Origin of the sequence: Micromonospora sp. NPDC005215 (genome assembly GCF_040607915.1) — a bacterium.
Lineage (GTDB): Bacteria > Actinomycetota > Actinomycetes > Mycobacteriales > Micromonosporaceae > Micromonospora.
Window position 1 is genome coordinate 131,531 of record NZ_JBEXHQ010000012.1, and the last position, 11,074, is coordinate 142,604.

At 72.1% G+C, this 11,074-nt stretch carries 13 protein-coding genes; 5 read left to right on the plus strand and 8 right to left on the minus strand.

The features are described from left to right. Window positions 1–42: 42 nt before the first annotated feature. The gene (locus ABZU25_RS12505; RefSeq protein WP_355029430.1) at window positions 43–2,121 is read right to left on the minus strand and encodes an APC family permease; all 2,079 of its coding nucleotides are present in this window, start codon (window positions 2,119–2,121) and stop codon (window positions 43–45) included. Window positions 2,122–2,284: 163 nt separating this feature from the next. Between ABZU25_RS12505 and ABZU25_RS12510 the strand changes: the two genes are divergently transcribed. Both ABZU25_RS12510 and ABZU25_RS12515 read left to right on the plus strand, forming a co-directional pair. Continuing rightward, window positions 2,285–2,950, plus strand: a complete 666-nt coding sequence (locus ABZU25_RS12510) for a TrkA family potassium uptake protein (RefSeq protein ID WP_355029431.1) — start codon at window positions 2,285–2,287, stop codon at window positions 2,948–2,950. A gap of 3 nt (window positions 2,951–2,953) precedes the next feature. Continuing rightward, on the plus strand, window positions 2,954–3,643 hold the full coding sequence (locus ABZU25_RS12515; protein WP_355029432.1) for a TrkA family potassium uptake protein: 690 nt from the start codon (window positions 2,954–2,956) through the stop codon (window positions 3,641–3,643). A gap of 33 nt (window positions 3,644–3,676) precedes the next feature. On the opposite strand, the gene ABZU25_RS12520 is transcribed toward ABZU25_RS12515, so the two are convergent. The 4 genes from ABZU25_RS12520 to dut form a co-directional block, all read right to left on the minus strand. Beyond that, on the minus strand, window positions 3,677–4,360 hold the full coding sequence (locus tag ABZU25_RS12520; protein WP_355029433.1) for a DUF3159 domain-containing protein: 684 nt from the start codon (window positions 4,358–4,360) through the stop codon (window positions 3,677–3,679). A gap of 25 nt (window positions 4,361–4,385) precedes the next feature. Continuing rightward, on the minus strand, window positions 4,386–4,766 hold the full coding sequence (locus tag ABZU25_RS12525; protein WP_184182888.1) for an OB-fold nucleic acid binding domain-containing protein: 381 nt from the start codon (window positions 4,764–4,766) through the stop codon (window positions 4,386–4,388). A gap of 114 nt (window positions 4,767–4,880) precedes the next feature. Next, window positions 4,881–5,543, minus strand: coding sequence for a DUF3710 domain-containing protein (locus ABZU25_RS12530; protein WP_355029434.1), 663 nt, complete (start codon window positions 5,541–5,543; stop codon window positions 4,881–4,883). A gap of 25 nt (window positions 5,544–5,568) precedes the next feature. After that, window positions 5,569–6,105, minus strand: coding sequence for a dUTP diphosphatase (dut, locus tag ABZU25_RS12535; RefSeq protein ID WP_355029435.1), 537 nt, complete (start codon window positions 6,103–6,105; stop codon window positions 5,569–5,571). Between the two features lie 90 nt (window positions 6,106–6,195). Here dut and ABZU25_RS12540 point away from each other — a divergent pair, with 90 nt between their 5' ends. Further along, entirely contained in the window at window positions 6,196–6,723 is a 528-nt protein-coding gene (locus ABZU25_RS12540; RefSeq protein WP_355029436.1) for a DUF3093 domain-containing protein, read from the plus strand. Window positions 6,724–6,742: 19 nt separating this feature from the next. On the opposite strand, the gene ABZU25_RS12545 is transcribed toward ABZU25_RS12540, so the two are convergent. Further along, window positions 6,743–7,570, minus strand: coding sequence for a hypothetical protein (locus ABZU25_RS12545; RefSeq protein ID WP_355029437.1), 828 nt, complete (start codon window positions 7,568–7,570; stop codon window positions 6,743–6,745). A gap of 116 nt (window positions 7,571–7,686) precedes the next feature. Then, window positions 7,687–7,983 carry a DUF4193 domain-containing protein gene (locus tag ABZU25_RS12550; protein ID WP_007075406.1) on the minus strand — a complete coding sequence of 99 codons (297 nt, stop codon included), beginning with the start codon at window positions 7,981–7,983 and terminating at the stop codon, window positions 7,687–7,689. 433 nt (window positions 7,984–8,416) lie between these two features. On the opposite strand from ABZU25_RS12550, the gene ABZU25_RS12555 reads away from it, so the two are divergent. After that, complete coding sequence (locus tag ABZU25_RS12555; RefSeq protein ID WP_355029450.1) at window positions 8,417–8,932, plus strand: LytR C-terminal domain-containing protein; 516 nt, start codon at window positions 8,417–8,419, stop codon at window positions 8,930–8,932. Window positions 8,933–8,967: 35 nt separating this feature from the next. Here the strand turns inward: ABZU25_RS12555 and ABZU25_RS12560 are convergent, their stop codons facing one another. Then, window positions 8,968–9,789: an inositol monophosphatase family protein gene (locus ABZU25_RS12560; protein ID WP_355029438.1), complete on the minus strand. Its 822-nt coding sequence runs from the start codon at window positions 9,787–9,789 to the stop codon at window positions 8,968–8,970. 289 nt (window positions 9,790–10,078) lie between these two features. Here ABZU25_RS12560 and ABZU25_RS12565 point away from each other — a divergent pair. After that, window positions 10,079–11,074 (plus strand): sigma-70 factor domain-containing protein (locus tag ABZU25_RS12565; protein ID WP_355029439.1); only part of this gene is annotated, 996 nt, incomplete at its 3' end.

Consider the following 11,074-nt stretch of genomic DNA (forward strand, 5'->3'; position numbering starts at 1 on the left):
ACCGACGGCGGCGCGGAGGTCGCGGCCCGGCGCACGCCGCGCTCAGTCACGGCCGTCCCCGACCGGGCCGCCGTCGATCGGGCGACTCTCGGGGGCCGGGGCGGAGGCGACCGGCAGGCCCTCCGGCGGCAGGGTGCCCCGCGGCCCGCGCGCCGGGGTCCGCGACAGCGTCGCGTCCAGCCGGTCCAGGTTCTTGCTCGCCGTCGACGCGAGCTGCCACGGCACGCTCACCACCATCACCCCCGGTTCGAAGAGCAGCCGGCCCTTGAGGCGTAGGGCGCTCTGGTTGTGCAACAGGTTCTCCCACCAGCGGCCGACCACGTACTCCGGGATGAAGACGGTGACCACGTCCCGGGGTGACTTGCGGCGGGTGGAGGCGACGAAGTCCAGGATCGGCCGGGTGATCTCCCGGTACGGCGAGTCGATCACCGTGAGCGGGATGGCCATCTCCCGCCGCTCCCAGTCGGCCTGCAGGTCCCGGGTGTCCTGGTCGTCCACGTTGACGGTCACCGCGGTCAGCGTGTCCGGTCGGGTGGCTCGGGCGTAGGCGATGGCCCGCAGCGTCGGCTGGTGCAGTTTGCTGACCAGCACGATCGCGTGGTTGCGGGCGGGCAGCACGGCCCGGCCCTCGTCCGGCGGGGTCAGCTCGGCCGCCACCCGGTCGTAGTGCCGGCGGATGGCCAGCATCAGCAGGTAGATCACCGCCATGGCGGCGATCGCGATCCAGGCGCCGAGCAGGAACTTGGTGATCAACACGATCACCAGCACCGTGCCGGTCAGGCCCATGCCGAACGTGTTGATGGCCCGGGAACGGTACATCCGGCGCCGCGCCTCCGGGTCCCGCTCGGTCCGCAGCCGCCGGTTCCAGTGCCGGATCATGCCGGCCTGGGAGACCGTGAACGAGACGAAGACCCCGACGATGTAGAGCTGGATGAGCCGGGTCACCTCGGCCTGGAAGCCGACGATCAGCACGATCGCGAACAGGGCCAGGAAGGTGATGCCGTTGGAGAAGGCCAGCCGGTCGCCCCGGGTGTGGAACTGGCGGGGCAGGTAGCGGTCCTGGGCGAGGATCGAGCCGAGCACCGGGAAACCGTTGAACGCGGTGTTCGCGGCCAGGAAGAGGATGAGCGCGGTCATCCCGGCCACCACGTAGAGCAGGATCGACCCGGAGCCGAAGACCGTCTCGCCGAGTTGGGTGGTGACCGTCTTCTGCACGTAGCCGTCGGGGCCGGCGACGATCTGGAGGGCCGGGTCCTCGACGAACTGCAGGTGGGTCAGCCGGGCCAGCCAGATGATCCCGACCAGCAGGCTCACCGCGATCGCACCCAGCAGCAGCAGCGTGGTGGCGGCGTTGCGGCTCTTCGGGGCCTTGAACGCCGGCACGCCGTTGGAGATCGCCTCGACGCCGGTGAGCGCGGCGGCGCCCGAGCTGAACGTCCGCAGCAGCAGGAAGACCAGCGCGAAACCGGTCACACTGTGCTCGGCCTGGATGACCAGGTCGGCGCTGGGCGCCCGCAGGTCGTCACCCAGCACGAAGACCCGGAACAGCCCGGTGAGCAGCATCCCGACCATCACGATGACGAAGCCGTAGGTGGGGATGGCGAACGCCGTGCCCGACTCCCGCAGGCCGCGCAGGTTCACCGCGGTCAGCAGGACCACCGCGATCACCGCGATCAGGACCTTGTGGGTGGCCACGTACGGCACCACCGAGCCGAGGTTGGCCACCCCGGACGAGACCGACACCGCCACCGTGAGCACGTAGTCGACAAGCAGCGCGCTGGCCACCCCGACCCCGAACTTCGGACCCAGGTTGACAGTGGCCACCTCGTAGTCGCCGCCACCGGAGGGGTAGGCGTGCACGTTCTGCCGGTAGCTCGCCACCACGGTGAGCATCACCACGACCACGGCCAGCGCGATCCACGGGGAGAACACGTACGCGGAGGCGCCGGCGATGGAAAGGGTCAGCAGGATCTCGTCAGGCGCGTACGCGACGCTGGACAGCGCGTCGGAGGCGAACACGGGCAGCGCGATGCGCTTCGGCAGGAGGGTGTGCTGCAGACGGTCGGACCGGAACGGTCGACCGAGGAGAAGTCGCTTCAGCAGCGAGGTGGGACTGGCCACGAACGCCAAGAGTACGACCACCACCGTGGGAGCGCGGGGGTGGGCGAGCGTGGCTGTTCGGCACGACGGGGTACGGTCGGTCCCCGCTTCGCACCGGGACGTGGCAGGCTCGCACTCGGAGGCCACCGGAAGCGGGGGCGGTACGCACCTTGGGAGGGACACCGTGCACGTCGTGATCATGGGATGTGGCCGGGTCGGGTCGACCCTCGCCCACAGCCTGGAGTCCCGGGGGCACTCGGTGGCGGTGATCGATCAGGACGCCGACGCCTTCCGCCGGCTCGGCCCCGACTTCGCCGGAATCACGGTGACCGGGGCCGGCTTCGACGGTGAGGTGCTGCGCCAGGCCGGCATCGAGCGCGCGGACGCCTTCGCGGCGGTCTCGAGCGGTGACAACTCCAACATCATCTCGGCCCGGCTGGCCCGTGAGACGTTCGGCGTGTCCCGGGTCGCCGCCCGCATCTACGACCAGCGCCGGGCGCAGGTCTACGAGCGGCTGGGCATCCCCACCGTGGCGACCGTGCGCTGGACGGCCGAGCGGATGCTGCGGCACCTGGTGCCGGAGGGCAACGTGGAGATCTTCCGCGACCCCACGAGCACCGTGTCGATCGTCGAGGTGCCGGTGCACAAGGACTGGATCGGTCGTTCGGTACGCGCGCTGGAGGACGCGGCCGGCGCGCGGGTGGCCTATCTGATCCGCTTCGGCATCGGCACGCTGTCCACCGGCTCTACCGTCGTGCAGGAGGGTGACCAGGTGTTCATGCTGGTCAGCGATGACATCGTGGCGACTGTCACGTCGGTGGCGGCGACGCCGCCGGAAGGGGGGCACTGAGCCATGCGGGTCGCCATCGCGGGCGCGGGCAACGTGGGCCGTTCGATCGCCCAGGAGCTGATCGACAACGGCCACCAGGTGATGCTCATCGAACGTCAACCCAAGATGCTGCGCCCGGACCGGGTGCCGGCCGCCGAGTGGGTGCTGGCCGACGCGTGCGAGCTGACCAGCCTGGAGGAGGCCAACGTCGCCGGGTGCGACGTGGTGGTCGCGGCGACCGGCGACGACAAGACCAACCTGGTGCTGTCGCTGCTGGCCAAGACCGAGTTCGCGGTGCCTCGCGTGGTCGCCCGGGTCAACCGGGCCGAGAACGAGTGGCTGTTCACCGAGCAGTGGGGCGTGGACGTCGCGGTGAGTAAGCCGCGGGTGATGGCCGCACTGGTCGAGGAGGCGGTCACCGTCGGCGACCTGGTCCGGCTGATGACCTTCCGGCAGGGCGAGGCGAACCTGGTCGAGATCACCCTGCCACCGACAGCACCCTATGTCGGTCAGCCGATCCACGCCGTGCCGCTGCCCCGCGACTCCGCGCTGGTGGCGATCCTGCGCGGCAAGCGAGTCCTGGTGCCCAGCCCGGACGACCCGATCGAGGCCGGCGACGAGCTTATCTTCGTCTGCACCGCCGAGGTGGAGGACCAGGTCCGCGCGGTGATCCTCGGGCCGGACAGCGTCGAGCGGACCCGCGGCTCGCGCTGAGCGGGCGGCGCGGCCCGGGTTGCCGGGCCCCGCTCAGGCGCCGGGCAGCGGGGTCGGCTGCGGCTCCCGGGTGACCCGGCGCACCGTCCAGACCGTGATCAGCAACAGCATCGCGTACGGCGGGTAGCCCAGCGCCAGCCGGGCCACGCCCAGCGCGGTGTCCTGGTGGGCCAGGTAGAGCCCGGCCTGCACGCCCACCTTGGCCAACCACACCACGCCCCAGAGCACTGTCAGCTGGGTGAAGATCCGCACCAGCTTCGGGTCGTCCCGCCATTCCGAGCGGCCCTTGGCGACCAGCACCGACCAGATCCAGCCCACCAGCGGCTGCCGGATGGCCGCCGAGATCAGCAGGGCGATGCCGTACCCGATGCCGTACAGGATGCCGGGGAGGTAGAAGTCGCGCTCGTCGCCGGTGCGCCAGGCGATGGCGGCGCCGACACCGACGCCGAACAGGCCGTTGACGGCGTGCCGGATCGGCCGGCGCTGGGCCAGCCGCAACCCGGCGATCAGCAGCGCGACAGCGACCGAGGCGATCACCGCCGGTCGCAGCTCGCCGATGATGTTGGCGAAAACGAAGACGACGACCGGGATGCTGGACTCGACCAACCCCCGCCAGCCGCCGAGCTGGTCGGCCATCTGCTCGGCGATCGTCGGCAGTGGCTCCTCGTCCGGAGGGCCGGTCTCCGGCTGCGCCGCCCGGTGCTGTCCCGTCGTCATCGCCGGCCTTCCGTCCGCAGCGCCGTCACTTCGGCGAGTCCAGCTCGTAATAGGGGTTGTAGATGACCTTGCGGTCGTCGCGCACGGCCACCCGGCCCCGGGCGGTCAGGTGCCGGCCCGGCTCGATCCCGGCGATGTGCCGTCGACCCAACCAGACCAGGGTGACCACGTCGGTGCCGTCATACAGGTCGGCCTCGAGGGTGGGCAGGTTGGTGCGCGGCGTGTAGACCACGGTGCGCAGCCGACCAGCGACCGAGACCAGTTGGCCCCGCGAGCACTGCTGGGCGGGGATCCCGCCGCACTGGGCGCTCTCCCGGCGCAGCTCCTGGGCGTCGATCTCGGCCTCGCTGGCGGTGAACCGTTGCAGGATGCGCCGCAGCGACACCCGGCTCTCGTCGGTCGTCATGACCTCCGCGTCACCCTCTCCACGCTCGCCGTCCCCGGCCGGCCCCGGCGACGCCGGAACCGTGCCGCCAGCGTACGCCGACGGGGCTGGTTCCGGCGGGCCGGTGCGCGCGGGTCAGACCTGGCGCGGCTCGGCGGCGGCGTCCCCCGCCTCGGCGTCGGTCTGGTCGGACATCTCCCGGGGCAGCCGCAGCGGCAGCGGCTCGCGGACCGGCTTCGCCTCCTGACCACGGTCGACCACCAGGCCGTCCAGGCACTCGACGAGCGGCCCGGCCGCGGCCGGGTCGGTGGCCACCGGCCCCTGGAACACGCCGCGGACCATCCAGCGCGGCCCGTCGACGCCGACGAACCGCAGATTCGTCGGGCCGTCCGGGGTGGGCACCTGGGCGTGCAGCTCCGGGCCGTACTCGCCGTCGACCTCCTGCGCGCTCGCACCGTCGCTGAGCAGCGACTGGCGGATCTCCTCGCGCACCTCGTCCCAGATTCCCTCGGACCGGGGGGCGGCGAAGACACCCAGCTGGAGCGCGTTGTCGCCATGCACAAGCACGACCTGCTGGATCACGCCCTGCGGGTCGGCCTGCACCCGCACCTCGACCTCGGTGATCGCCGGGATGTGCAGGCTGCCCAGATCGAGCCGCTGCACGTCGGCGTAGCTCTCGGCGATGTCGTACGGGCCGCGCACCAGCGTCGGCGCCGCATCACCCTGGTCCGGGACCTCGACGGCCCGCTCGTCACGGGTGTGCCGTTCGGCATCGGCCCGCTTTCGGGAGAAGATCACTGCGCCCGCCCTCCGCTGTTCACACTCACCCTGCCACCTCTTCCGTCTGCCCGCGGCCCGGCTCGTCTGGCCGCTGCTCGACCCGGTCCTGGCCCGCCGGAGACGGCACCAGCCCGACGTGACCACCGGTGGACCCGTGCCCGCCGGTTCCGCGCCGGGACGCGGACAGCTCGACCACCGGCTCGAACCGCGCCCGCGCGACCTGTTGGACCACCAGCTGCGCGATCCGGTCGCCGCGGGAGATCTTCGCCGGCACATCCCGATCATGGTTGATCAGGTTGACCAGGATCTCACCCCGGTAGCCGGCGTCGACCGTACCGGGCGCGTTGAGCACCGTCACGCCGAGCCTGGCCGCCAGACCGGACCGGGGATGGACCAGGCCCACGTACCCCTCCGGCAGCGCGATGGCCACGCCGGTGGGCACCAGGGCACGGCCACCGGGCGGCAGCTCCACATCCGCGGCCGCCACCAGGTCGGCCCCGGCGTCGCCGGGATGGGCGTACGTGGGCAACGGCAGCTCGGAGTCGAGCAGCTGCACGGGCACGGGTACGACGTCGGTCACGGGTCCCCTCTTCCGTCCGGTTCGCGGGGTGACCCTGCCATCCTGCCGGTTCGCCGAGCCGCCGTGCGCCGTACCCTCGCAGGAGTGAGCATGTCGCCCTCTCCGTCCGCCGATCAGCCGCCGGTCGACGCCCGCACGGCGTACGCCGAACGGCTGGATCTGCCCTGGTGGCTGTGGCTGGCCGGGTTGGTGGCCGCCGCGCTGTTGGCCGTCGAGATCTGGATGGGCGCCGCCGGCGTTCGCGCCTGGCTGCCGTTCGTCGTGCTGCTGCCGCTCACCGCCGCCGGGTTGTGGTGGCTGGGCCGGATCCGGGTCGGGGTCGCCGACTCCGAGCTGCGGGTGGACGACGCCCACCTGCCGGTGCGTTTCGTGGCCGACGTGGTCCCGCTGGACGCGGCCGGTCGCCGTGAGGTGCTGGGCGTCGGCGCCGACCCGCTCGCCTTCGTCGTGCAGCGACCGTGGATCGGCGGGGCCGTGCAGGTGGTGCTCGACGACCCGGCCGATCCGACCCCGTTCTGGGTGGTGAGCACGCGGCACCCGGTCGAGCTGGCCGAGGCGGTGCTGACCGCGCGGGACGCGCTGGCGGTTTCCGGGCCGACGGCAGAAGAGCCGGGCTGATCCGACGCCACGGCCCCGCTCAGGTGCCGGTCGGCGGACCGGGCAGGGCCGACGGTGGCGCGGGCCGGGCGATGGCCCGCCGACGCAGGTCCACCTGAAGCTGGTCGGCCATCTGCTGGGTGGCCCGTCGGTTGAGGAAGCTGGCCACCGCCGCGCCGGTCAGGAGCGGCCCGAGCGTTGTGAGGTTGCGACCGAAGCGCCGCAGCAGCATGTCCCGCAGCTCCTTGCGGGCGGCGGTGCCGAGCACGGCGCCCACTCCCACGCCGGGCACCATCGGGTTGACCCCGCGCTGGGTGGCCCAGGAGTGCATCAGGGCGACGGCCCGTTGGCTGCCCCCGTCCGGTAGCGCGACCCCGTGGACCTCGTGCAGCTCACCGACCAGCTTCAACTCCACCGCCACCACGGCGATCGTCTCGGCGGCGAGCAGCACCGGCGCGGAGAGCAGGGTCGGGGCGATCGTCCACTCGACGGCGGCGACTCCCCCACCGGCCGCGCCGATCGCGGCGGTGGTCCGCGACGCGTTGCGGATGAGCCGGTCGGCCAGGGCGGCGTCGTCCAGGCCGGGGAAGTGCTGGCGCAGGGTGTCCCGGTTTCGCACCGGTATGTGCGGGGCGATGTCCGCGACCGCGTCGACCATCCATCGCACTGCCGCACGGGGCTTGAACAGGTCGGAGACGCCCCGGGCGCGGGCCTGCCCGACCATCCGGGTCAGCAGTTGACGGCGTCGGGCCGGCTCGATGTCGTCAGCGGTCAACGCCGCGACGGTGGCGCCGAGGTCGTCAGTGCCGCCGTCGGGGGCGCCGAGGTTGTCAGTGCCGCCGTCGGTGGTGCCGCCTCGATCGCTCATCGGACCTCCCGGTGCTGTGGCTACCCGCTACGAGTCAAGCAGGTACCCACCACGGGCGCATGGCTACACCGTCAGCGGCGGCCCCGTTCAGGAGGCCGCCGCTGGTGTTGTGGTTGTCAGACGCACTCGCGGCAGATCAGCTCGCCGTTACGCTCGACCGCCAGCTGGCTACGGTGGTGGACCAGGAAGCAGCGGGCGCACCGGAACTCGTCCTGCTGCATCGGAAGCACCTTGACCGTGAGCTCCTCGTCGGCCAGATCGGCACCGGGCAGCTCGAAGCTCTCGGCCACCTCGGCCTCGTCGACGTCCACCGCGCCCGACTGTGAGTCGACGCGCCGTGCTTTGAGCTCTTCCAGGCTGTCCTCGCCGAGGTCGACCTCGTCGCGACGCGGGGCGTCGTAGTCGGTGGCCATCGGTTTCACTCTCCCATATCGATGTTGTCGCTTCCGGTTGTAACGCCGGACGACGCTGTTTCGGTTCCGCTGGCCGGCCACCACTTGTGTCGGGCACCCGACCCGAGGACCGAACGGGTCGAGCTCGCTGGGGCGACTCCCCTGCGAGCGCGGAACCTTACCCCCCCTTGGGCGAGGCATGTATACCGCCCTTGCGGCTGAGATGTACGCCCCCGCACGCGAAGTTGTTCCCAATGTGATTCAGGCGACACGAAGATAGGGGTATTAGTACCCGGTCCGCGGTCGGCGCGCCGGCATGTCGGGCTGTTTCCACGCGACGGCCGGACAACCGTTAACCTCAGCGGCGTATTCGACGGCCGGCGGCGTGAGCGATCACTCACGGCCGTCACCACCCACCTGACGTCCGGGGAGTGCCCTGATGAGTTTTGCGCGCGTGCGAGCACTCGTCGTCGTCGGCCTGCTGGCGGTCATCGCCCTGGTCTTCGTCGTGGTGGCGGTGGTCCGCGACAGCCAGGGCAACGCCGGCACCGCAGCGGGTTGCCCGGAGGGCTGGCCGCTGGCGGACCTGACCCTGCGCGAGCGCAAGGACGTCAAGATCAACGTGTTCAACGCCACGGACCGGCCCGGTCTCGCCCACACCGTCAGCGACGAGTTCCGCAACCGCCAGTTCCAGGTCGCCAAGACCGGGGACGAGAAGAAGCAGGTCGACGGCGTCGCGGTGCTGCGGTACGGCCCGAACGGCGTCGGTTCCGCGCACCTGCTCGAGGCGTACTTCCTCAACGAGGCCGTGCGGGGCTACGACGAGAAGCGCACCGACGACACGGTGGACGTGGTGCTGGGCAACAACTTCCAGCAGCTCGCCACCACCACCGAGGTCAACCAGTCCCTCGGCGACTCGGGGCCGCCGAAGGCGCCCAAGGGCTCCTGCCCCTCCCCGGCCGCCAGGTGACGGCGTAGCCACCCCACGCGCCGCCGGTCCACCGATCAGGGCCCGCCGGCGGCGTCCAACTCGGCGAGCCGGTCGTGCAGCGGCGTGAAGAGCGCGGGCGGGGCGGCGACCACCAGGTCCGGCCCCGGCGGTCGACCGGCCAGGCCGGCGACCCGCACACCCGCCTCGGCCGCCACCAGCCCACCCGCCGCCAGGTCCCAGGCCGCGAGGCCCTTCTCGAAGTACGCGTCGAGCCGGCCCTCCGCGACCAGGCAGAGGTCCAGCGCGGCGGCACCCAGCCGGCGGATGTCCCGGACGTGCGCGATCAGCCCGGCCACCACCTGGGCCTGGTGCGCACGACGACGGGCGTCGTAGCCGAAGCCGGTGCCGACCAGCGCCTGCCCCAGGTCCACCTCGGCGGAGCAGCGCAGCTGGACGCCGTCGCGCCAGGCACCACCCCCGGCCGTCGCCGTCCACTCCTCGCCGGTACTCACGTTGCGCACCACGCCGGCGACCACCACCCCGTCCACCTCGGCGGCCAGCGACACCGCGCTGTACGGCAGCCCGTAGAGGTAGTTGACGGTGCCGTCGATCGGGTCGACGATCCACCGCACCCCGCCCGGCGCGACCGGCCCGGTGTCCCCGGTGCCGTATTCCTCGCCGAGCACCGCGTCGTCCGGTCGCGCCCGCCTCAGCGCGTCGAGCACCTGCCGCTCGACCGCCCGGTCCGCGGCGGTGACCACGTCGGTGACAGTGCTCTTGGTCGCGGCCACGGAAACCCCCTCGACGCGCATCCGGTACGCGGTGGCCGCCGCGTCCCGTGCCACGTCGAGTGCGATCGCCAAAAGATCCCGAGGTGACGGTGCCGAACCCTGCATCCCAACGTCCCCTTCCCGCGCGACCGGGGTGTTCCGGGCCACGCGCGGGTATCATCCTTACAAAGTCCAGATCAGCGCCGAATCAGCGGTCCCACCGTCGTTACGCAGTGCGGCGCAGGATGATCGCCGCAGACGGCGTTACAATTCACCCCTGCCCACGCGCCACGGACCGCCGAACACCGGCCGGCCCGGGACGCGAGGGTCCCTCAACCACATCGCCCGGCCCGGTTGCCCCACGCTGTGCCGGACGACCCGGCCGTGCCCGCTCTTCGCCTCCGGAAGGTCATTCGTGACAGAACCCCGCCAGACCGGCGCCGACGTTCGCTCGCTCACCGACACCCTGATCGCCCACGCGCAGAGCGCCGGTGGTCAGCTGACGTCGGCCCAGCTCGCGCGCACCGTCGAGTCCGCCGAGGTGACTCCGGCCCAGGCCAAGAAGATTCTGCGGGCGCTCTCCGAAGCGGGAGTGACCGTCGTGGTGGACGGCTCGGCGAGCACCCGACGCCGGGTCGCCGCGGCCCGGTCGACAACGCCGGCGTCCCGGGCCACCACCGCCAAGACCACCAAGAAGGCCGCCGCGCCGGCCCCGAAGCAGGCGCCAGCCGCCGACGACGCGCCGTCGACGCCGGCCCCGCGCAAGGTGGCGGCACGCAAGGCCACCGGCAGCTCCGCCGAGGCCGCCGCGGCGGCTCCGGCGAAGGCGACCAAGTCGACCCGAGCCACCAAGGCGACGGTGGCCGCTGCTGCCGGCGCCAAACCGACCAAGGCCAAGGGCGAGGGCGCCGAAGGCGAGATCGACCCGGAGGAACTGGCCGCCGTCATCGAGGACGTGGTGGTCGAGGAGCCGGCCGAGCTGGCCCAGGCTGCCGAGACCGACGCCGCCGCCTCGGCGACCGACAACGACTTCGAGTGGGACGACGAGGAGTCCGAGGCACTCAAGCAGGCCCGGCGGGACGCCGAGCTGACCGCCTCGGCCGACTCGGTCCGTGCGTACCTGAAGCAGATCGGCAAGGTTCCGCTGCTCAACGCCGAGCAGGAGGTGGAGCTGGCCAAGCGGATCGAGGCCGGGCTCTACGCCGCCGAGCGGCTGCGTGCCGCCGACGAGGGCGAAGAGAAGCTCGTCCGGGACATGGTCCGGGACCTGGGCTGGATCACCCGTGACGGCGAGCGGGCCAAGAACCACCTCCTGGACCGACCCGGCCGCCGACCGGCAACGGCTGGTTGGCCAGCAGTACACCCACGTCGAGCAGCTCCGGCACGGTGTCCACCCGGATCACCCCGGACT

What these genes read in the sequence shown, in the direction of transcription:
- ABZU25_RS12515 (WP_355029432.1), top strand. Translation starts at nt 2,954, where the DNA reads ATGCGGGTCGCCATCGCGGGCGCGGGCAACGTGGGCCGTTCGATCGCC.
- ABZU25_RS12520 (WP_355029433.1), bottom strand. Translation starts at nt 4,360, where the DNA reads ATGACGACGGGACAGCACCGGGCGGCGCAGCCGGAGACCGGCCCTCCG.
- ABZU25_RS12525 (WP_184182888.1), bottom strand. Translation starts at nt 4,766, where the DNA reads ATGACGACCGACGAGAGCCGGGTGTCGCTGCGGCGCATCCTGCAACGG.
- ABZU25_RS12540 (WP_355029436.1), top strand. Translation starts at nt 6,196, where the DNA reads ATGTCGCCCTCTCCGTCCGCCGATCAGCCGCCGGTCGACGCCCGCACG.
- ABZU25_RS12545 (WP_355029437.1), bottom strand. Translation starts at nt 7,570, where the DNA reads ATGAGCGATCGAGGCGGCACCACCGACGGCGGCACTGACAACCTCGGC.
- ABZU25_RS12550 (WP_007075406.1), bottom strand. Translation starts at nt 7,983, where the DNA reads ATGGCCACCGACTACGACGCCCCGCGTCGCGACGAGGTCGACCTCGGC.
- ABZU25_RS12560 (WP_355029438.1), bottom strand. Translation starts at nt 9,789, where the DNA reads ATGCAGGGTTCGGCACCGTCACCTCGGGATCTTTTGGCGATCGCACTC.